The organism is Cupriavidus basilensis (assembly GCF_029335485.1).
GTDB classification, from domain to species: Bacteria; Pseudomonadota; Gammaproteobacteria; order Burkholderiales; family Burkholderiaceae; genus Cupriavidus; species Cupriavidus basilensis_E.
This window is the reverse complement of record NZ_JARJLM010000212.1, coordinates 1-21,343: the sequence shown is the minus strand read 5'-3', so window position 1 is coordinate 21,343 and position 21,343 is coordinate 1. Positions and strand designations below refer to the sequence as shown.

General features: G+C 63.2%; 16 protein-coding genes and 1 pseudogene. 11 read left to right on the top strand and 6 right to left on the bottom strand.

Annotated elements, in window-relative coordinates:
• Positions 1–241 precede the first annotated feature (241 nt).
• Positions 242–1,279, bottom strand: coding sequence for a zinc-dependent alcohol dehydrogenase family protein (locus P3W85_RS12565; protein WP_276265017.1), 1,038 nt, complete (start codon positions 1,277–1,279; stop codon positions 242–244).
• Between the two features lie 526 nt (positions 1,280–1,805).
• Here P3W85_RS12565 and P3W85_RS12560 point away from each other — a divergent pair.
• Positions 1,806–2,054 (top strand): hypothetical protein, encoded by a 249-nt coding sequence (locus P3W85_RS12560; RefSeq protein WP_346430263.1) that lies wholly within the window; start codon positions 1,806–1,808, stop codon positions 2,052–2,054.
• A gap of 207 nt (positions 2,055–2,261) precedes the next feature.
• Here P3W85_RS12560 and P3W85_RS12555 read toward each other — a convergent pair whose 3' ends face one another.
• Positions 2,262–2,957 (bottom strand): TetR/AcrR family transcriptional regulator, encoded by a 696-nt coding sequence (locus tag P3W85_RS12555; RefSeq protein WP_276265016.1) that lies wholly within the window; start codon positions 2,955–2,957, stop codon positions 2,262–2,264.
• A 119-nt stretch (positions 2,958–3,076) separates the two neighbouring features.
• Here P3W85_RS12555 and P3W85_RS12550 point away from each other — a divergent pair, with 119 nt between their 5' ends.
• The 6 genes and pseudogenes from P3W85_RS12550 to P3W85_RS12525 form a co-directional block, all read left to right on the top strand.
• A complete protein-coding gene (locus P3W85_RS12550) occupies positions 3,077–3,952 on the top strand; it encodes an alpha/beta fold hydrolase (protein WP_017224437.1) in 876 nt (291 codons plus the stop codon).
• A complete protein-coding gene (locus tag P3W85_RS12545) occupies positions 3,949–4,347 on the top strand; it encodes an FAD-dependent monooxygenase (RefSeq protein WP_276265015.1) in 399 nt (132 codons plus the stop codon). The genes P3W85_RS12550 and P3W85_RS12545 overlap by 4 nt, the downstream gene beginning before the upstream one ends.
• Positions 4,344–5,333, top strand: a complete 990-nt coding sequence (locus P3W85_RS12540; RefSeq protein WP_276265014.1) for a VOC family protein — start codon at positions 4,344–4,346, stop codon at positions 5,331–5,333. The genes P3W85_RS12545 and P3W85_RS12540 overlap by 4 nt, the downstream gene beginning before the upstream one ends.
• Complete coding sequence (locus tag P3W85_RS12535) at positions 5,330–7,093, top strand: bifunctional 3-(3-hydroxy-phenyl)propionate/3-hydroxycinnamic acid hydroxylase (RefSeq protein WP_276265013.1); 1,764 nt, start codon at positions 5,330–5,332, stop codon at positions 7,091–7,093. The genes P3W85_RS12540 and P3W85_RS12535 overlap by 4 nt, the downstream gene beginning before the upstream one ends.
• Positions 7,090–7,875 carry a 2-keto-4-pentenoate hydratase gene (locus tag P3W85_RS12530; RefSeq protein WP_276265012.1) on the top strand — a complete coding sequence of 262 codons (786 nt, stop codon included), beginning with the start codon at positions 7,090–7,092 and terminating at the stop codon, positions 7,873–7,875. Before P3W85_RS12535 ends, P3W85_RS12530 begins: the two co-directional genes overlap by 4 nt.
• A 259-nt stretch (positions 7,876–8,134) precedes the next feature.
• Positions 8,135–8,710, top strand: a pseudogene (locus tag P3W85_RS12525) (ISKra4-like element ISBte1 family transposase); the annotation flags it as partial.
• Between the two features lie 632 nt (positions 8,711–9,342).
• Here P3W85_RS12525 and P3W85_RS12520 read toward each other — a convergent pair.
• From P3W85_RS12520 to P3W85_RS12510, 3 genes are read right to left on the bottom strand one after another with little or no spacing between them, the layout of a single operon-like run.
• Positions 9,343–10,818, bottom strand: coding sequence for an efflux transporter outer membrane subunit (locus P3W85_RS12520; RefSeq protein ID WP_276265011.1), 1,476 nt, complete (start codon positions 10,816–10,818; stop codon positions 9,343–9,345).
• A 4-nt stretch (positions 10,819–10,822) separates the two neighbouring features.
• Positions 10,823–13,966, bottom strand: coding sequence for an efflux RND transporter permease subunit (locus P3W85_RS12515; RefSeq protein ID WP_276265010.1), 3,144 nt, complete (start codon positions 13,964–13,966; stop codon positions 10,823–10,825).
• A gap of 20 nt (positions 13,967–13,986) precedes the next feature.
• Positions 13,987–15,144, bottom strand: coding sequence for an efflux RND transporter periplasmic adaptor subunit (locus P3W85_RS12510; protein ID WP_276265009.1), 1,158 nt, complete (start codon positions 15,142–15,144; stop codon positions 13,987–13,989).
• 116 nt (positions 15,145–15,260) lie between these two features.
• Here P3W85_RS12510 and P3W85_RS12505 point away from each other — a divergent pair, with 116 nt between their 5' ends.
• Positions 15,261–16,007: a response regulator gene (locus tag P3W85_RS12505; RefSeq protein ID WP_276265008.1), complete on the top strand. Its 747-nt coding sequence runs from the start codon at positions 15,261–15,263 to the stop codon at positions 16,005–16,007.
• On the top strand, positions 16,004–17,095 hold the full coding sequence (locus tag P3W85_RS12500) for an ATP-binding protein (RefSeq protein WP_276265007.1): 1,092 nt from the start codon (positions 16,004–16,006) through the stop codon (positions 17,093–17,095). The genes P3W85_RS12505 and P3W85_RS12500 overlap by 4 nt, the downstream gene beginning before the upstream one ends.
• A 439-nt stretch (positions 17,096–17,534) precedes the next feature.
• Here P3W85_RS12500 and P3W85_RS12495 read toward each other — a convergent pair whose 3' ends face one another.
• Positions 17,535–18,029: a MarR family winged helix-turn-helix transcriptional regulator gene (locus tag P3W85_RS12495; protein ID WP_276265006.1), complete on the bottom strand. Its 495-nt coding sequence runs from the start codon at positions 18,027–18,029 to the stop codon at positions 17,535–17,537.
• Positions 18,030–18,535: 506 nt separating this feature from the next.
• Here P3W85_RS12495 and mhpT point away from each other — a divergent pair.
• A complete protein-coding gene (mhpT, locus tag P3W85_RS12490; protein ID WP_276265005.1) occupies positions 18,536–19,750 on the top strand; it encodes a 3-(3-hydroxy-phenyl)propionate transporter MhpT in 1,215 nt (404 codons plus the stop codon).
• A gap of 66 nt (positions 19,751–19,816) precedes the next feature.
• Positions 19,817–20,908 (top strand): porin, encoded by a 1,092-nt coding sequence (locus P3W85_RS12485; RefSeq protein WP_430869539.1) that lies wholly within the window; start codon positions 19,817–19,819, stop codon positions 20,906–20,908.
• Positions 20,909–21,343: the final 435 nt, after the last annotated feature.

Sequence of the window (21,343 nt, the reverse complement as noted above, 5' to 3'; positions counted from 1 at the left end):
CTGGTGAGAAGCCACCCGAACGCCACGACGAGGGAGTTGGTCCAAGGCAAGGCATGGCCGAGATTCGCAACTATGCTCTGCAGCGCATGATTGCGATTATGCACAGTTCCCGGTTATGCGCAGTCCGTAGGGCATTAGGAATTGCAATGTCCGGCCTTCAACTGCTTGCGCCAGATCGGGCCCGAAACGGCTTCGCATAATCGGTTGTGCGTCCGAAATTCGGTCGGACGGCGTCCGAAATTCAGGCGGAAATAATGACCTTCAATGCCTTGGACTGCGCCGCATTGGCGAAGGTGTCATACGCTTGCATAATCTCCTCAAGGCGGAACCGGTGCGTAATCAGTTGAGCCGGATCCAGCTTCTTGGCCGCCACGGTCTTGAGCAGCATTCCCGTCGTCTGGGTGTCCACCAGCCGCGTTGTGATAGAGATGTTCTGCATCCACAACGTTTCGAGATGGAGGTCCACTTTGCTGCCATGTACACCCACGTTGGCAATCACTCCACCGGGCGCAACGATGTCCTGGCAAACCTGAAAGGTTGCCGGGATCCCGACAGCTTCGATGGCCGTGTCCACGCCCAATCCGTCGGTCAGGAGCCGCACCGCCTCGGCGGCCAGTTCGCGGCCACTGTTGATCGTATCGGTAGCACCGAAACGCAGGGCTACCTCGAGGCGGCTATCGTCCAGATCAATCACGATAATGCGCGCGGGCGAATAGAACTGCGCCGTCAGCAGCGCAGCCAGCCCGACCGGGCCAGCCCCCACGATCGCGACGGTCCCGCCAGGGGCGACTTTCCCATTAAGCACGCCGCACTCGAACCCGGTAGGCAGAATATCGCTGAGCATCACCAATGAGGCTTCGTCCTGTCCGGGCGGAATGCGGTACAGGCTGGTGTCCGCGTGAGGGATGCGAACATACTCGGCCTGCGTGCCGTTGATGGTGTGGCCCAGCAGCCAGCCTCCGGTGGTGCAGTGCGAATACATGGCGCGGCGGCAGTAGTCACACTTTCCGCAACTGCTGATGCAGGAGATCAGCACACGATCGCCCGCCCTGAAGCTGGACACGCCCGCCCCGACCGATTCGATCACGCCTACACCTTCGTGACCCAGAACCGTACCGGGTTCGCAGGTCGGGACATCCCCCTTCAGGATATGTAGATCCGAGCCGCAAATCGTCGTGTGGGTGACTTTCACCACAGCGTCGGTGGGTTCCATGACCTCAGGCATTGGAACGTCCTTGACCGATTTCTTGCCCGGGCCACCATACACAAGAGCCTTCATGTCTTTCTCTCCTTTTTTGCTTTGCAAGCCGGTAAATACCGGTTGCCTTCGTTCGCCACGAACCAGGCAGCAGGTCCAGGATGGACTCGCAGGCAAAAGCGAGTACACAGCGCCGTCGATGCCAGCTCGAATGCCACAGATCCCGTACATGCAGCCAGATACCGACTCGATTGCCTCTTGCCGGAATCAAATCACTTCGAATCAGAATATCCTGAGCACCGATCAAGATGCCTTTGCTGTTTCAGCAAATATCGTGCCACGCAATCTTGATGGCGGTGCTAGAGGCGGAATGCCCCCTGGGCACGTGGCCTACCGTCCTAAAATGCTACGCGGCATCGGACAATTCGTCCGAATTCAAGTCGCCGTCCGGGCTGGTAGCCATCTCATGAAAAAGTGGGGTCGCATCAGTGGCAGGGGGAAGCAATCTCTATGCGGATCTGATGTAAGCGCGAAATTGAACCCACCTGGCATTTTCGGCTGAGAGTGGGCAGGCTTGCGTCCGCTACCACTATTTGCGGACGCAAGCATGATGGACAACGAATATGAGGTTCCGCCGCTGAGGGTGATCCGTGTTCGCTCCAACGGAAAGCGCGACTTTGACCCGAGGGATAAGCGCCAACTGGTCGAGGCGTGTCTGCGGCCCGGCGTATCGGTATCCGGGATGGCGCTCAACCATTCCAGCACCCGTCTCTGGCACCAGCGTTACCGAGGGCGGGGCTACCCAACGGCGCGACGGTCGAACTTGAATGCGGCGGGCAGGACGTTGCGCATGTGAAGGCGATGATCGAGGCGTTGGGAGCGCGTTGATGTTCCGTTTCGAACAGCGTCGGGCGGCGTCGTGGTCGACAAAGGCAACCCGCCGCCCGCCCGTGCACAACTCGCGCGACCCTCCCAACAGGAGCAAACATTGTCAATGTCAGATTCAACCGAGTAACTGTCTATCAATGCGGGGTAATCCCACACCTCCTAGCGTGGTTTCATGCTACGCTTTCTGCGCGATCATACGAGCCGTCGCTCTCGTTACCAGAGAGTCCTCCGACATGGTCAGCGGTTGCAGCGGGGCGAACGCGATCCGCTGCGCTTCCTTTTGCGGCACTCCAAGCGCGCTGAGCAGCGTCGCGACGGCATACTCCGGATAGTCATCGGCGGTTCCGCCAGCTTCCAGCCTGGCAATCGCCATTAGGGCCTGGCCGCCGATCAGGTCAAGCGCCACCTCGATCGGCACGCGATGGAAGCGCCGGGAAGCAAAACCCGCTTCCAGATGCTGCGGCACGTATTCGTAGAGCAGATTGTTCGGACTCGCCAGATGTAGTCCCGTGCGGACAATGAAACGCGCGAACAGGGGAAATGCGCGCGCTTTGTACAGGTAGAGCCGCACGCCGGTCGCGATCCGGACCGCGGGATCCTCGTACGCGCTGACCGCCTGCTCAATGGCGTTGATGAGCTCATTGCTGAGCTCTTCCGCGACGGCGATCAGCAACTCGTCATTGGTCCGGAAGTAGTTGTAGAAGGTGCCTTGCGAGACGCCAGCCGCCGCGATCACATCCTGGATCACGCTGGCACCCACGCCTTTCTCTGCAAATACCGCCAGCGCGCTTTCTGCCAGGCGCGCCCGCATGCGCTCCCGTCGCTCTGCCGCTACGCGGGTTCGATGGTCAACCTTGCCTGCTTGCTTCATCGCTGCTTTGCGTCGTGTTCGTCGCCGCCATTTTAATCCCACCTAGGGAAAACGAGAATCTTGTCATAATGACAATAGTCTCAGTATGATGGGCGCATATCAGTTCGAGGGAGTGCGCGATGAATCTTGCCGACCTGCAGATTCCGTTAACCAGCAATACCGTCCGCATAGGCGGCAAGAACATCTTCTATGCCGAGGCTGGCGCCGGTGCGCCGTTGTTGATGTTGCATGGCGGGGGCCCCGGGGCCTCGGGGGTGCCGAACTACGAGCGCAATATCGCGGCGCTGGCGCGTCATTTCCGGGTGATCGTGCCCGACATGCCGGGCTACGGCCGCTCCACCAAGGGGCTCAGCCGCACCGACCCCTTCGGCGACTGCGCCAGCGCGATGCTGGGCCTGCTGGACTATCTGGAGGTTGACCGCGCCTGCGTGGTCGGCAACTCGCTGGGCGGGGCCTGCGCCTTGCGCATGGCGCTGGACCGCCCGCAACGGGTCGCGGGCCTGGTGCTGATGGGGCCGGGCGGAATCGATACCACGCGCAGCCTGCCGACGGCGGGGCTGAAGTGCCTGCTCGACTACTACAGCGGCGCAGGCCCGAGCAAGGAGAAGCTCAGCACCTTTATCCGCCAGTACCTGGTGTTCGACGGCGCGCGGGTGCCGCAGTCAGTGATCGAAGGGCGATTCCTGGCCAGCCTGGACCCCGAGGTGGTGGCCAAGCCGCCGCTTGTGCGGCCCAAAGGCCTGCCGAAATTCCGGCTGATCGACTTCACGCGCGATCCGCGCCTATCCACGTTGCAGGCCCCGACCCTGGTGCTGTGGGGCACGGAAGACCTCGTCAACCGGCCCAGCGGCGCGCAGTCCTTGCAGAAGCGCATGCCCAACTGCGACACATACTTGTTCAGCCGCACTGGCCACTGGGTGCAATGGGAGCGAGCGGAGGAATTCAACGCCGCGGTGACGGCGTTCGCCAACAAGCGGATGGAGGCAGTGCAATGAGCGCCGCGGCATCCATCATCGTCGTGGGCGCTGGCCCGGTGAGCATGTGCGCCGCGATCGAGGCGGCTCGCCGCGACATCGATGTACTGGTCGTCGAGGCCAAGTCCGCCGACAAGGCGGCCGATGCCAGGTGCAATGCCGTGGCGTCGCGCATGCTCGAGACCCTGTGCCGCTTCGGCATTGCCGACCAGGTGCGCGCGGCGGGGCTGCAGGATGACTATGCCACGGTCGTCATGTACGCGACCAGCCTTGCCGGTCCAGAGCTTACGTGCATCGAACTGCCGTCACGCAATGAGCGCGCCACGGAGCGCTTCCCGGATGCGCGCTGGCGCACGCCCGAGCCCTTCGTGCGGGTCAGCCAGTTGTACTCCAAGCAGGAGGGCCTGTTCGCATGAAGACGACATTGTTTGGCCGCGTGCGGCTTGGCTATGTGATCGTTGAATCCAGCCGGCTGGCCGAGTGGAAGCATTTTGCCGCTGACGGGCTGGGGCTGCACATCGATGAGGTCTCGGCTGACACGCTGGCGCTGCGTGTGGACGATCGCACCCGCCGTCTGGTGGTGCAGCGTGGCCCGGCGGAGGACGTCGTGGCGCTAGGCTGGGAGCTCGACGACGACGCGGCGCTGCACCTTGCGCTGGCGCGCGTGCGCGACAGCGGCGTCTCGGCGCAGCTTCACCGTGGCGACGAGGCGGCGGCGCGCGGCGTTTCGGAGTACTGGTCGTTCACCGGACCCAAGCGCACCTCGGTCGAGCTGTTCACCACGCCCGTCATGACCGAACGCCCGCTGCGGATGAAGGCGAGCGGCTTCCTCACCGGTGTCGGCGGTCTGGGCCACGTCGCCATCAGCACCCGGGAGCCGGAGTCAATGAAGGGGTTCTGGGAACGGATCTTCGATGCGCGCGTCTCCGACTATATCGAGGACCGCCTGAGCGGCGTCGATCTCGATCTCACCTTCCTGCGGCTGAACGAGCGGCACCATTCTGTCGCCATCGTGTCCACGCGGGGTATACGCCTGAACCCGTTGCGTACCAGCATCCATCACATGAACCTGCAGGTGGCTAGCCTGGATGACGTGGTCGACGGCTATCGCCGCTGCCGTGAACTGGGTTACCCGATTGCAAATGCCATCGGCCAGCATCCCAATGATCGTGAACTGTCGTTCTATGTGGAGACGCCCAGCGGCTTCGAGATGGAAATCGGCTGGAACCCGATCGTGGTGACCGAAGAGGCCGAACGGCATTGGCGCCAGGCAACCTATCGCGGCATCAGCCTGTGGGGCCACTACCCAGAAAACCTGACGCTCGGCGTGTCCGCACGCCGCTTCGGGCGCGGCTTGCTGTCGCTGACGCGTGGTGAATTTACAGTGGGAGCGAAGCCATGAGCGCGCGGCAAGCGGAAGTCGACGTCGTCATCGCCGGCCTCGGTCCAACAGGTCTGGTGCTAGCGCATACCCTCGGCATGCGCGGCGTGTCGGTGCTGGTGCTGGAGCGCGAGCCGCAGTTCTACGGCAACGCGCGGGCCGTCTACACCGACGGCGAGTGCATGCGCATCTTCCAGTCCTTCGGCATGGCCGACCGGCTGCTGCGCGACATGCTGGAAGACGTCCCGGTGCAGATGATGCTGCCCGATGGTTCGTGCCTCGCCACGCTAAAGAGCGGCGACCGGCAATATGGCTGGGCGGAGAGCCACTTCTTCTACCAGCCGTTCCTGGAAACCGCGCTGGCCGATAACCTGTCGAACTATCCGACCGTCACCATCCTGCGCGGGCGCGAAGTCGTCGGGTTCGAGCAGGACGATGCGGGCGTGGATATCCGCCATATCGCCGCTGCAAGCAGCGGCTACGGCCAGGCGCCGGAGGCGGGTGGCCAGGGCCTGCATGCGTTCGAGGCCAGCGTTCGCGCACGCTATTTCGCCGGGGCCGATGGCGGACGCAGCGTGGTGCGCACCCAGCTTGGCATCAAGATGACGGGACGGTCCTTCCCCAATCCGTGGCTGGTGGTCGATATCAAGGCCAGGCATGGGATCGAAGGGCTGCGGCACGTGCCGTATTTCGCTTTCGTCTGCGATCCGGAATGCCCGACGGTGAACTGCGTGCAGCCGAAGGGCCATCACCGCTTCGAGTTCATGCTCGCTCCCGGCCAGACCAAAGAGCAGATGGAGGATCCGGCGACCGTGCGCCGCTACCTCTCCCGGTACGTCGACGTCGACCGTTTCGAGATCCTGCGCAAGCTGGTCTACACCTTCAATGCCCTCGTGGCGGAGCGCTGGCGCGATCGTCGCGTATTCCTGGCGGGCGATGCCGCACACATGATGCCCCAGTTCATCGGGCAGGGCATGAACGCCGGCGTGCGCGATGCCTATAACCTGGGCTGGAAGCTGCACGCCGTGCTGAGCGGAGCGGCGTCGGACAGCTTGCTCGATACCTATGAGCGCGAGCGCCGACCCCACGCCACGGCGATGATCCGCGAGGCTGTGCGGGTGAAGGACTTTGTCTCGGTCTCCAATCCGGCGCTCGCAATGCTGCGCAACGGGCTATCGCGCGCCCTGACGCGGCTGCCTGCGATCGGGCCGTTCATCACCCGCGGCGACTTCATCCCGAGGCCGGTCTATCGACGCGGCGCCTACCTCGGCCTGCCGCGTCGCCGCTGGTCAGGGCGCGAGGGGACGCTGATGCCGCAGCCGATGGTGCGCGCCTCCGACGGCTGCCGCTATCGGCTGGATGACGTGCTGGGCGCAGGGTTCGTGCTGCTGGGGGCCGGTGTCGACCCGAGAGCGCTGCTGGATGCCGAAGCGCGCACGTGGTGTGACCGTATCGGCATACGCTATGCCGTGATCTATCCCTGGGGCGAGCGGCCATATGGTGCCAGCGAGCAGTGCTGGCCGACGGACCTGATCGAACTGGAAGATGTTTCCGGCGACTGGTACCGGTGGCTGAAGCGCGCCGGCGCCCGCCATGGCAGCGTGGCGATCCTGCGTCCGGACCGGTTCGTTTTCGGCGTCGTGCCAGGGCGCCGCCTTGACGAGGCCACCACGAAGCTGCGCGAACTGCTGGGTACGTCCGATACCTCCGTGCAGCCGGTGCTGCCCGATCGCGCTGCTTCCCGCATCAAACCATCCGTCCAGAGCAAGGAGGCCGCTTGAACGCGACCGAAGCTATCCAAGACGCGTCGCTGACGCTGCGCGAAGCCAGGGCGACCCGTGTCCCCGTATCCCCAGTCTCCGTGTCGCACCAGCTTGAGGGGCTGGAAGTTGCCTACCAGGTCGCGGAGTTGAATACCCTCGCGCGGCTGGAGTCCGGGCGCAGCATCGTCGGCAAGAAGATCGGCCTGACCTCGACAGCTGTGCAGCAGCAGCTAGGCGTCGACCAGCCGGACTTTGGCGTGCTGTTCGACGACATGGAGTTTCTCGACGGTGCCGAGATTCCAAGCGCGCGCCTGATCCAGCCGAAGATCGAGGCCGAGGTCGCGTTCGTGGTGGGTCGGGACCTGTCCACGCAATCACCCACCTACGCTGAATTCCTGAACTGCCTGGCCTACGCGCTGCCGGCGCTGGAGATCGTCGACAGCGCGATCGCGGATTGGAAGATCAGCCTGTTCGACTCGGTGGCGGACAATGCCTCTTCCGGGCTGTATGTGCTCGGCGACCAGCCGGTGCCCATCGGCGCGCTGGCGCTGGCTGACCTGGGCATGGCCATGACCAGGCAGGGCGAGACGGTTTCTGTCGGCGCCGGCTCCGCCTGCCTGGGCCATCCGTTGCGGGCGACCTACTGGCTGGCCCGTTTGATGAGTGAGCGCGGCCAGGGCCTCCGGGCAGGAGAGGTGATCCTGTCCGGCGCACTCGGCCCCATGGTGCCTGTGAAGGCCGGCGACCTGATCCAGGCCCGTATCGCGGCGCTGGGCAACGTGAACTGCCGCATGGGCTGACCGCCCCGGAACAACGCTTATGACACAACGCAAACTGGAGGCCGCCATTGTTGGCAGCGGCAATATCTGCACGGACCCGCAGCCCGGTCCATCGGACTGGTGCTAACCGTGATGGAGTTCGGTGCCGGTAGCGATGGGGTCAAGGGCTCGCTGGGGATTCTGCGCGGCCTCTTAGGGCTGACCCTGTCGATGATCCAGGACTGTGAATCCGGGCCGGGTTTCATGGTCTGGAGCGGCGACATCACCTCCAACACCAGTCAAGTTTGCAGCGTTGATGTCCTATGGCCTGACCGTCAACGTCCTGCAGGAGGTGTTGCCGCTCGCTCGTATGCTGGCTGCCAACTCGATCCGGCGCCAGGTCACCGCGCCCGGTCGCCGGCTGGAAGCGGAACAGGCTACCGATGCCCGGCAGCGGGTGGAGATGGCGGCGAGCATTCGTTCGCCCGACATCCCGGAGCCCAGTCCAGTGCGCGCGATTGGCGTCGACGGCGACTACCTTCGGCTGACGGGCCGCAAGCGCCACCAGGACGGTTGGTTTGAAGTGATTGTCGGCAAGTCCACGCGGGATCAGGGTGCCGGCCACAGTTTTGCCTACGTGCACAAGCTGGAGAATCGGCGGGCCGATCGCATGTTGAATTTCCTCCTGCGAGAAGGTGTGCAACCGGATCAACCGGTTACCTTTCTCTCGGCCGGCGGGGATACCGTACGGTCTGCCCAGTTCGGCTTTGGTGATCGCCTCGATTGGTTTCACATCGCCATGCGGGTACGGAACCTCGAACAGATGATCAAGAGCCGGCCAGCACACTGCGATGGCCCGAGCAATGCGATATTGATCAAGGTTGAACGATGGTATCCCTCCATCGCCACAGCAGAAAACCACCGCATTGCCGCCTAGTCAGCCCTCGCTTTGGCGCGCTCTCCCAATCGGGGTGATCGTACTCTCCGTGCAAAACATAGCGGTAGCAAGGCGCAGAGCCGCCTGTAGCGAGGTTTTTCGGCGCAACGCGTTTCGCGCGATCGGAGTATTTATAAGCCCTTGATAGATAATCACTTTCCGGGGCAAACCGCCAGAAAATGCACGGATAGTACGCCCACCCCATCCTGGCCTAGGCCTGTAGAAGGGAACCTGACGACGGTGACGCCGCCGGCAGATATTGAGGTCGGTTGAATCTCGAGATATCACTTCGTGACGACGCAGCAGGTTACCGTTCCCAGGTTGTGGACCGATAGCTCTTTGGGGGGAGCGGTTGTCGCGCATTGGCCAATCCCTATCTTCGGCGCACGGTATCGAGCCATGTCTCCCAGGAAATATCGCGCAGATCCTCAGGGGCGCCCGCCATGTCCTGGTAGCATCAGGCCAGCCGTCTTCATGCCCATGTCTGCGATATGGCGCTCCAGCATTCCTGGATTGTGCTGCGTCCCTCCCAATCGTGGACAAAGAACACGGCCTTGGATTGGGCGGTGTTTTTAGCTTCTTGATCCATCATTAGCAGTCCCGGAAAGCTCTTCTCGCTCACTCCCTAACGGAATGGGATCTGGTGCAAGGTCCTTTTCCATAAGGCCACCGCCCAGCGCCTTGTACAGCGCAACTGCGTTGCTGAACTCCCCTCGTCGCAGGTCCAGCAACGCCTGCTGAATCGCATACAGCTGGCGCTGAGAATCCAGCAACTCCAGTCTTCCCTCGACGCCCGCGCGGTAGCGCAGACTGGAGAGACGGACGCGGCGTTCGGCACTGGAGACCGCTCGGGTTTGCGCTTCGATCTGGCGGCCAAAGGTTGAGCGTCCCGCGAGACCATCGGCTACTTCTCGGAACGCAGCCTGGATGGCCCGTTCGTACCCGGCAATCGCACTGGACTTGCGCACCTCGGCCAGACGCAGTTCGGAGCGTAGCCTGCCGCCCCGGAATAACGGCAAGGTGATCTGGGGTGCAAAGGCCCATACGCGATGTGGGCCATCGAACAGGCCGCTCATGGCGGGACTGGCGAAGCCCAGGGACGTGGTCAGTGACACGCGTGGGAAGAATGCTGCGCGCGCAGCACCGATGTCGGAATTGGCTGCCACCAGGTTTTGCTCGGCCTGGAGAATGTCCGGGCGGCGAAACAACAGATCGGACGGCAAACCTGCCGGCAATTGGGTCACGACTGGCTGCTCTTCCAGAGACAGGGGGGCAGGCAGGTTCGTCAGCAACTCGGTACCAACCAGGAGCCGTAACGCGTTGCGAGCTTGTGCCAGCGCACGCGTGCGCGCCTCCAGATCGGCCTCAGCACTGGCGACCTGGCCTTCGGCCTGGGCGACGTCCAGGCCGCTGTTCTGGTTGGCCTCTTTCAACCGACGCGCCAGGTCGAGCGATTGCCGCCAGTCGGCCAGTGTGTGCTGGGCCAATTGTTGCTGTTCCTGCGCCAGCCGCTCTGCAAAGTAGGCATCCGCCACCGCGCCTACCAGCGAGATTTGCGCCGCCCGGCGCCCATGGTCGCTCGCCAGGTAGCGGGCGAAGGCGGCATCGGACAGCGAGCGCACACGACCGAACAGGTCGATCTCGAACGCGTTCAACCCCACGTTGACACTGTACTGATCCTGAGTGGCCGCAGGCATGGCCGGGATGGCCCTGGTATTGGCGGCGGTACGCTGGCGCGTGGCGCTTCCGGTGGCGTCAATACCGGGCAGCCGCGCAGCGCGCTGGACGCCGTATTCGGCCTGAACAGCCTCGACATTCAGCGCAGCCAGGCGCAGGTCGCGGTTGTTGGCAAGTGCCAGTTCGATCAAGCGCTGCAGCCGCCGGTCGCCGAACATTGTGCGCCAGCCCAGGTCGGCTGCATCGCCTCGTGTCGCGGGGCTGTCCGCTGCCGGGAACGTCGCAGGCACCGGCAGCACGGGCTTGACCAGCGCGGGGGTCAGCGAGCAGGCTGACAGGGCGAGAACAAGCGGAAGAATGAGTAGTCGCATGGAATTAGCCCTCTTGTTCTTGATGGGGCGCAGGAGTTGTCTGGCTGGATGCGCGCCATGCCTCGAAGCGCTCCTGCATGCCCATCACGAACACGAAGAAGACAGGGACGAAGAAGACGGCCAATACAGTCGCACTGACCATGCCGCCGAACACACCGGTGCCGATGGCGCGCTGGGTTTCGGCGCTGGCGCCCATGGCGATCATCAGCGGCACTACGCCCAGGCCGAAAGCCAGTGAGGTCATCAGGATCGGGCGCAGGCGTAGCCGAGCGGCTTCAACCGCCGACTCCACCAGGCCCTTGCCCTGTTCGCGCAGTTGCTTGGCGAACTCGACGATCAGGATGGCGTTCTTGGCCGACAGGCCAATCACGGTGATCATGCCGACCTTGAAGAACACATCGTTGGGCATGCCGCGCATCAGCACCGCCAGCACTGCGCCAAGCAGGCCGAGGGGAACCACCAGCATGACCGACAGTGGAATGGCCCAGCTCTCATACAGCGCGGCGAGCACCAGGAACACCACCAGCATTGACAGCGCCATCAGTACCGGCGCCTGATCGGCCGACTGGCGCTCCTGCAGTGACTGGCCTGTCCAGGCGATGGCAAAACCGGCCGGCAACTGTGCGGCCAGGCGCTCCATTTCAGCCATGGCGGCACCGCTGGAGGTTCCGGGCGCGGCGTTGCCGGAGATGCGCGCGGCGGGGAAGCCCAGGAAGCGCACGAGCTGAAGCGGTGTCTCGCTCCAGGCCGGCCTGACCACTTCAGACAACGGCACCATGCCGCCGCTGGCGTTGCGCACGTACAGCTTGAGCACGTCGTCGATCTGCATGCGTGCTGGCGCATCGGCCTGGATGATGACCTGCTGCATACGACCGGCGTTGGGAAAGTCGTTGACGTACAGCGAACCCATAGCCGTGGACAGCGTTTCGCTGATGCTGGTAAATGCGACGCCCAACGCTTCTGCCTTCTGTCGGTCGATGTCCAGACGGATACTGGTTCCGGCCGGGAGGCCATCGGGGTAAACGCCGCTGACGACTTTGCTCTGCGCCGCGAGTTCCAGCAGCTTGGTCTCGGCGGCCTTGAGCGCCGCATAGCCCTGGTTAGCGCGATCCTGCAGGCGCAACGTGAAGCCGGAGCTGGTGCCCAGCTCGTCGATGGCAGGCGGCAGCAGGGTCATGACCGTGCCTTCCGTTGTGCTGGCCATGGCTTGCTGGGCCAGATTTACTTCGTTCTGGGCCGTAGCGCCGTTGCGCTCTTCCCAATCCTTCAACATGGCGAAGCCTATCGCTGCGTTTGGACCGGAGCCCGAGAAGCCGAAGCCGACGATGGTCATGTTGGACTGGATAGACGGGCGGGAGGCCACGTGCTGCTCAAATGCCTTGACCACATCCAACGTGCGCTCAGCCGTGGCATCTGCGGGAAGCTGAATTGCAGTCATGAAGTAGCCCTGGTCCTCCTCAGGCAGGAAGGACGATGGCAGTTGCCTGAAAGCCAGAACCAGGATTGCCGCAATGGCGGCGAACACCAGCATCACGCGGCCTGTGCGCGTCACCAGCCTGCTGACGCGCGACTCGTAGCCTTGCGTCATCCGGTTGAAACGCCGGTTGAACCAGCCGAAGAAGCCTCGCTTCTCGTGGTGCCCGGGGGCGACCGGTTTGAGCAGCGTCGCGCACAGCGCGGGTGTCAGGGTGAGCGCAAGGAAAGCCGAGAACAGGATGGACACCGCCATCGACAGTGTGAACTGCTGGTAGATCACGCCTACCGAGCCGCTGGCCAGCGCCATCGGGATGAATACCGCCGTCAACACCAGCGTGATGCCGATGACCGCGCCGGTGATCTCCTTCATGGCCTTGGCCGTGGCGTCCTTAGGCGACAGGCCTTCATGTGCCATGAGTCGTTCGACGTTCTCCACCACTACGATGGCGTCGTCCACGATGATGCCGATGGCCAGCACCATGCCGAACATGGTCAGGACGTTGATTGAGAAGCCCGACAGCAACATGACGCTGAAGGTGCCGAGCAATGCAATCGGTGCCACGATGGCCGGGATGAGCGTATAGCGCACGTTCTGCAGGAACAGATACATGACCAGGAATACCAGCACCATCGCCTCGATCAGTGTATGGATGACCTTTTCGATTGATATCTTGACGAAGGGTGCGGTGTTGAAGGGAATCGAGTAGCTCATGCCCGCCGGCATGGTCTTGCTCAGTTCAGCCATGCGCGCCTGCACGCTTTCGGCGGTCCTGACGGCATTGGCACCCGGCGCAAGCTGCACGGCCGCGGAAGTAGCGGTCTTGCCGTTCTCGCGGTTGATAAAGCCATAGGACTGCGCGCCGAGTTCGACCCGCGCCACGTCGCCAAGCACAACCTTGGAGCCGTTGGCGTTGGCCCGCAGCACGATGCCCGCGAACTGCTCGGGGTTGGTGAGCTGGCCCTGCACCGTCAATGGCACCGTCACGCGCTGGCCCGGCAATGCCGGCGACGCTCCGACGCTCCCCGGCGCTATCTGGACGTTTTGCTGACTGACCGCCGACGAAAGATCGTTCATCGTCAGGCCGTAGGAAATCAGCTTGGCAGGATCTACCCAGATCCGCATCGCCTGCTCGGCACCGAACAACTGCACGCGTCCTACGCCCTCGATGCGGCGCAACTCCTCGACGATATTGCGCGCAATGTAGTCGCTGAGCGCGGTTTCGTCAAAGCGGCCGTCGTCGGACTTCAGTCCGATAATCATCAGGAAGCCGGACGATGCCGACTCCACTGTCAGACCGTTCTGGCGCACCATTTGCGGGAGGCGCGGTTCGATGGCCTTGAGCTTGTTCTGCACATCGACCTGTGCCAGGGCCGGGTCAGTGCCCGGCTTGAAGGTGGCGACGACCGATGCCGAGCCAGAGGTGTCTGCCGAGGACTCGAAGTAAAGCAGGTTCTTGACGCTGGACAGCTCCCGCTCGATGAGGCTGAGCACCCCATCGTTCATGGTCTGCGGCGTGGCACCTGGGTAGGTAGCGGAGATATTCACGGTCGGCGGTGCGACCGATGGATAGCGCGCGATGGGCAGCTTTGGGATGGCGATCAAGCCCAGCAGGATGGTGAACAGTGCGAGGACCCAGGCAAAGACCGGGCGCTGGATGAAGAAATGGGGCATGGCTGTGCGCTTCCGACCGTTCAGAGCAAAGACGCGGCAGCGGCAGGCTTAGGCGCCTGCCGCTCGTGCACTGTCACTTCAATGCCGTCGGACAGGCGCGCCATCCCTTCGACTACGACGTTCTGCCCGGCGGAAAGGCCGGACAGTATGTGATAGCGCCGGCTCACCAGTTCGCCCAGTTCGACGGAGGTGAGGTGCGCCCGGTTCTTGGAATCGAGGGTCCAGACCTGCGGTCGGCTGCCGTTTCGCACAACCGCCTGCTGCGGCACCGTCAGCGCATCGGCATAGCTGGCGCGCGGCACTCGCGCGCGCACGAACATGCCCGGCAGCAGCAGACGTTGCGGGTTGTCCACCAGCACGCGCAACAGCACGTCACCGGTACCGGCATCGACGTTGATGCCCGAGAACAGGATGCGTCCGGTGACGTCATACGCCTCGCCATCGCCGCGCAACACTGCCACCGGCAGGCCATCGCTGGCGCTTGCCTGTCGCGTTGCCAGCGCCTGACGCAGCGATTCGAGCGATGAGGCCGGGCGACGCACGTCGACATAGACCTGGTCGACCTGATGGATGCGCGCCATCGGATTGCCGTCGCCGCTGCTGACCAGCGCGCCCTCGGTTACCAGCGCCTGGTCGATGCGTCCGGCAATGGGCGCTTCCACCGTGGCGAACTTCAGGTCCAGTTGCCGGCGCGCCAGCGTGGCACGGGCCTGTGCCACGTCGGCGGCGGCCTGGTCGCGCAGAGAGACTGCGTCGTCGTAGACCTGGCGGCTGACCGCATCGGCTTCTACCAGGGACTGCAGCCGCTTGGTTTGCACCTGGGCGCGTGCCAGCGCCGCCTCGGCCCGCCGCAGGGCGGCGGCGGTCGTGTCCATTTCGGCCTTGAAGGGGGCGGGGTTGATCTGAAACAGCGGCTGGCCGGCCTTCACCTCGGTGCCCTGTTCGAACAGACGGCGCTGCACGATGCCGCTGACCTGCGGCCGGATCTCGGCAATGCGCACCGCGGAGACGCGTCCTGGCAGATCCTCGCTCAGTTCCAGGCGGGACGCCTTAACAGTCGTGACAGAAACCAGGGGCGACGGCGGCGCGCCCTCCGGTTCGGCCTGACCGCAGCCTGCCAGCATCAGGGCCGCAAGCGCAATCAAGCCGCCACGGCGGCACAGTCGTTCGATCTTCATGTTGAATTCCTTCAGGCGCAGGCAGCCTTCTGCCCGCAAAGAGGGACGGGAGTTTGCTTTGACCCGATGGCGTTTCGGCTGAGATAATGTGGAGATTCGATGGAGGCGGGAAGAAAATGTCTGCCAGGCTTGAAAGAAACCCATACTGGGGCGTTCTGAAGGAATCCGAATTTCTGGTGCTCATCGCCGAGGACGAGTCCGAGATCGCTGAAATTCTCGCGGCATACCTGGCGCGCGGCGGCTTGCGCACCGTGCATGCCGCGGACGGCCAACGGGCGCTCGAACTACATCAGACGCTCAAGCCCGACCTGGTGCTGCTGGACGTGCAGATGCCGCGCCTGGACGGCTGGCAGGTGCTCTCCGAGATCCGCCACCGTGGCGACACGCCCGTTATCATGCTGACGGCACTGGACCAGGACATCGACAAGCTGATGGGACTGCGCATTGGCGCCGACGACTATGTTGTCAAGCCGTTCAATCCGGCCGAAGTGGTGGCCAGGACGCAAGCGGTGCTGCGCCGCTCCGTGACGCGCGGCGATCGCCAGAATCGGCGGGTCCTGCGCGTGGCCCCATTCCAGATCGACCTGGAGAACCATGAAGCCAGCTTGCATGTGGCAGGCCAGCGCCAGCCGCTGGCGCTTACGCTAACCGAATTCAAGCTGCTCGCCCATCTGGCGGGCGCGCCCAAACGGGTGTTCAGCCGCACCGAACTGCTGGCCGCCTGCCTGCCGGAGGGGGATGCCATGGAACGCACGGTGGACAGCCACGTCAGTAAGCTGCGCAAGAAGCTGGAGGACCTCGGCGTCCAGGGAATCCCCGTTGGCGTGCGCGGCGTCGGCTACAAGCTCCAGAGCGGCGAATGAAACTGGTCGGACTGAGCCGCCAGATCGTGCTGTCCATGATGGCGATCGCGCTGGGCGTCACGTTGCTCGTCATTCTGACGTCGTACGCGTTCTACTTTCTATGGAGGATCTACTGGCCCGAGCAAGCATGCGAAGACAGCTGGATACCCACGGGGCCGGAGTGGGTGTGGATGATCGGCGCCACGATCTGCGGTCTGGCGCTGGCCGTCGTCGTGGCTGTCAATCTGTCGCGGCGCATCCTGGTGCCGCTGAACTCGGTGGCGGACAGCATCCGCCGCATGGCGCAGGGCGATCTGGACGCTCGCGCCGTGGCGGGCGACCGCTCGCTGGGCGAAGCCTCCCAGCTGGCTGACGACTTCAATGCGCTGGCGAATCAGTTGCAGCGCGTGACCGAGGAACAGGCGTTCTGGAACGCCGCGATCGCCCACGAACTGCGCACACCCGTGACCATCCTGCGCGGTCGCCTGCAAGGATTGGCCGAAGGCGTTTTCATGCCCGACGAATCACAGTTCCGCAGCCTGCTGGCCCAGGTCGAGGGCCTGGGGCGACTGATCGAGGACCTGCGGGTGGTGAGCCTGGCGGAAAGCGGCCATCTGCATCTGCAGGTGCGTGAGGCCAATCTTGCTGCCGAAGCCAACGCCGTGGTGGACATGGTTGGGGACGCGCTCCAGGCGCGGGGGCAGCGCGCGATTCTGGAACTGGACACGCAGCCCGTACGCTGCGATCCGGTCCGCATGCGGCAGGCGCTGCTGGCGCTGCTTGACAACGTGCGCCGCTATGCCGTGCCAGGCCAGGTGCGAATCCAGTCTCATGCGAAGAATGGCTGGTGCGAGCTCAGCGTCGAGGATGACGGACCAGGCGTGCCGGAGGACTTCATTCCTCATGCGTTCACAGCGTTCCGGCGGGCCGAAGGCGCGCGCTCGGGCGGCAGCGGCCTGGGGCTGGCCGTGGTGGCGGCCATCGCGCGTGCGCATGGCGGGCACGCCGAATGCAGGAAGGCGGCTGGCGGTGGCACGGTTTTCACATTGATTTGGCCCGACTTGCCAGAAACTGGCTTGCCAGGGTCAAATCGCAGCGGACGCGCCTGAGAGGCGGGCCACGCGCACGCTTCACGTCCGCGTCCAGTTTTTGGGGAGTGCTTTCGGGGAATACGATTTCCATCGGCTCTCCATGCTCCGCATCAGCAATATCAAGGGTGCCAGGTCGACGGCCTTTCAATTTGCTCGGGCCGCCCGTCCCCAGATCGCGAACCTCGCGATGCGGCTCGGCACTCAGTCGTCTGGCTCCGACGTTGCGACGAAGGTCCGCGGGCTGGACCGCTGGCCAGATTCGTCGGCGAAAGGGTCGATGGCCCCGCGCACAGAGCGGGTCTTGGCGACGACCTCCATCACGGCAATGTCCGGTGCAAATGCAATCGCACGACTTGCTTGCGACGCTCATGCAATTGCTTTCGCTTCCGGCATCGAGCATCTGCCATGGCGGACCGACTCAATCAGCCACAAGAGATACAAAGTTCATGCTGCCGAATCAATAGCGCAGATTGCGAACGCATTGCGTTAGCAGTTGGCGTAGCAGGGATACGTGCTGCGGATCGATGCCGTCAAGCATCTCCGTCTCCAGCTGTTTCACGGCCTTGTCGCACTGCATCAACAGCGTCTGTGCATCTTCCGTCAAGCCCAGCTTGATGATGCGTCCATGCGTCGGATCGGGCTCACGGATGATCCACCCGTTGGCTTCCATCATCTTGACGATCTCATTGGCGGACTGCGGGGACATGAATGACCGCTCGGCCAACTGTGCATTGGAGAGCCGGCCTCTCGCATGCAATACCGACATGGCAGTAAATGTTGTCAGCGTGATGCCATGCGGCGCCAGCACTTCACTCAGCCGGCGCTTGACGATGCGATCGGTCCGCGCAATGAGATAGGGAATACGCGGTGGAACCGGGTTGGCCGTCTCCTGCCCAGCGACGGGACTTTGCACGACGGCGTTGACTGCCTTTTTCGTTCTTGGTGTTGCCATGGTGATATGCGGCGCGTCTTATCGCGTTCCAAGGGTCGTTTAGGGGTTTACACGCAACGATGATAAACCACTTGCAATGTCAGGTAGGCTGATACTATATTGACAACCACAAAGAGGCAGCCTTGACCTCTGCGGCAGCCAGCAACGCGACGGAAATTGCTTTCGCGGGGCTGGCCACGACCTGACAATAGGGAGACATTCATGCAGTGGAGCTTTGCAGGTGGCGCCTTGGTGGCCGCCGAGAGAGCGTTCGGCTCGATCATGGGCCGGGGTAACGATGACAACGGCGATCCCCCAATGGCCGCCCTCCTCGTGGCGTCGGTAGCGAGGCGCTGATGAACGGATATACGGCCATCAGCATTGAAGCTGGTCACAGCAGGAGCCACAACTCCTTGCCCGGTCTCGTTCTGCAAGCGCGTATCAACCACGCGTAGCAAAGCAGCTGTGGCGCTGACAACGCTGCGAACTTCCTCCGTATCTGATACAGCATCGATCAAAGAACCACCATGCAATCATCAACCGTAGTACGCACCGAGCCAGCCTCGGGCGTAGCGCTGACCCTCGGCCTATGCTTTATCGTCGCACTCCTGGAAGGACTCGACCTGCAATCGATAGGCGTCGCGGCGCCCCGCATGGCACGCGAGTTCGGGCTGTCTGTTAGCCAGATGGGGTTGGCCTTCGGCGCCGGTACATTTGGCCTGTTGCCGGGTGCCATGCTTGGCGGACGCCTGGCCGATCGCATTGGTCGCAAGCGCGTGCTGATCATGGCCACGGCGCTATTCGGGATCTTTTCTATCGGCACGGCACACGCCTGGGACTTCTGGAGCCTGGTGGCCATTCGCGTGGCCACCGGCATGGGACTGGGCGGCGCAATGCCAAACTTGATCGCGATCTGCTCGGAAGCGGTGCCTGCCCGTCTGCGCAATACCGCTGTCAGCATCATGTACTGTGGCATCCCACTTGGCGGTGCCATTGCGGCGGTAATCGGCATCGTCTCCGCCGGCGAAACGGGCTGGCGTCACATTTTCTATGTCGGCGGCGTAGGGCCGCTGCTCGTGGTGCCGATGCTGCTGATGCTGCCAGAGTCGCGGCGCTTCGACGGACCGGAGGGAAATTCCGTCAAGCCGCCTTCCGTGGCCTGGGCGCTGTTCGCTGAACGTCGCGCGGCAGCAACCTGTTGTCTCTGGATCAGCTACTTCTTCACGCTGATTGTGCTGTATTTCCTGCTGAACTGGCTGCCGTCGCTCATGGTGGCGAATGGCTTGACCCGGGCGCAGGCTGGCATCGTGCAGATCATCTTCAACATCGGTGGCAGTGCCGGTGCGTTGGGCATCGGCATGCTGATGGACCGGGGTCATCAGCGAGCCGTGGTGTCGGGCATGTATGTCGGAATCATCGTCGCTCTTGCCACCATGGCGGCCGCCTCCGGAATGGCGTGGACGGCGTTCGGTGCGTTTCTGGCTGGCCTGTTTGTCACTGGCGCGCAATCCGTGCTGTATGCGCTGGGGGCCGCGTATTACCCGATGGCGGTGCGCGGCACCGGTGTGGGCGCCGCCGTCGCGGTGGGACGGCTTGGTGCGATTGCCGGGCCGATGCTGGCCGGACAACTGCTGGCAATGGGCAAGAATGCAAGCACGATCATCGGCGCCAGCATTCCTATCACCATCATCTCTGCTATTGCCGCATTGCTGTTGCTGCAGCGGCCTGCGGAAAGAGACTGACAGCGCCAACATCGACATCGGGAAGAGGGAGGAAACTAGACAATGAAAGAACAAATCCGTTACCGCATGCGGCAATGCCTGCTCGTATTGACATCGCTTGCCGCGCTGCCGGCGGTCGCGACGGCGCAATCAGTGACACTGTACGGGGTCGTGGATACAGGCATCGAGTATGTGAATTCGATCGGGTCGAGCAGGAGTAGCGTGGTACGCGTCCCGAACATCACAGGTACGGTGCCGTCGCGCTGGGGGATTCGCGGCACAGAAGACCTGGGTGGCGGACTCAAGAGCCTCTTTGTGCTGGAATCGGGTTTCGCTCCGGACACCGGGGCGTCGGGGCAAGGCGGCAGGTTGTTTGGCAGGCAGGCACTGGTAGGGTTGTCCGGAAGCTGGGGGCAAATTGCGCTGGGACGCCAATACACGATGCTGTTCTGGTCGATGCTCGACGCGGATATCCTGGGACCTCAGGTGTATGGCATTGGTTCGCTGGACAGCTATGTCCCTAATGCGCGCGCCGACAATGCGGTCTCGTACAAGGGAACGTTCGGCGGATTGACGCTCGGCGCCACCTATAGCTTCGGGCGCGACACCGTCAACGCCGGCCCTAGCCCGGTGGGCACGAACTGCGCGGGCGAGAATCCTGCCGACAAGTCAGCCTGCCGTGAATGGTCCGCGTTGCTCCAGTACGCGACCGGGTCCTGGGGAGTATCGGCGGCATATGACTCGCTGCGTGGCGGGCCCGGTGCGTTCGCGGGGCTGACCCGCAGCGCACTGAAGGACGATCGCCTTTCCCTCAACGGCTACGTGTTGCTTGATCGCACGAAAGCAGGCGTGGGGGTACTTAGCCGCAACAACGAGGGGAGTTCCACGCCGCGCAGCGAACTGTACTATGCCGGGGTAGCGTATGACCTCACACCGGCCCTGACGCTTGCTGGTCAGGTCAACTATCTGACATTCCGCCACAGCGACGACAAGGCGGTGCTCTTCGCCGTCCGCGGAACTTATACCTTCTCGAAGCGAACGATGCTCTACGGCACGGCGGGGTACATCAACAATGATGGGCAGCTCGCCTTGTCAGTGAGCGGCGGGGCGCCAGGCGGGAATCCCCCAGCGGGCGGATCGCAATTCGGTGTGATGGCGGGCGTGAAGCACATCTTCTAGGGGGCGCTGATCATAGGCGCGCGCATTCGTGAGCCGATACACCGGCTTGGAACGTTTGCACGGCTCGCCGGTTGTAAGACACCGATCGCCCGCGGGCTTGGAATGTTCGATGCGTCTTCCTACGCGATCCCGAATAGCAGGGCAGGCATCACGATGCTCCGGACTGATCGCGTCGAAGTCGATCCTGCAAAGATGAAGCATCTCGCGCCCTGCGCGTACGAGGTTGCTGAAGCGATCGTGCCCTCGCTTCCGGTGTCATCGCTAGATCAGCGGTGTTTCAACGTTCCGTCGATGTGGCGAGGTGTTCGCCACGGCGATCGGAGATCGGCTGCATTTGACTACTACTTGACTATTACTTGAGACATCTGCCATGAGCAACTCGTCAGATTTTACGCTTGCCAGTGCCCATACGTGGCAGGGCGCGATCTTCAACGG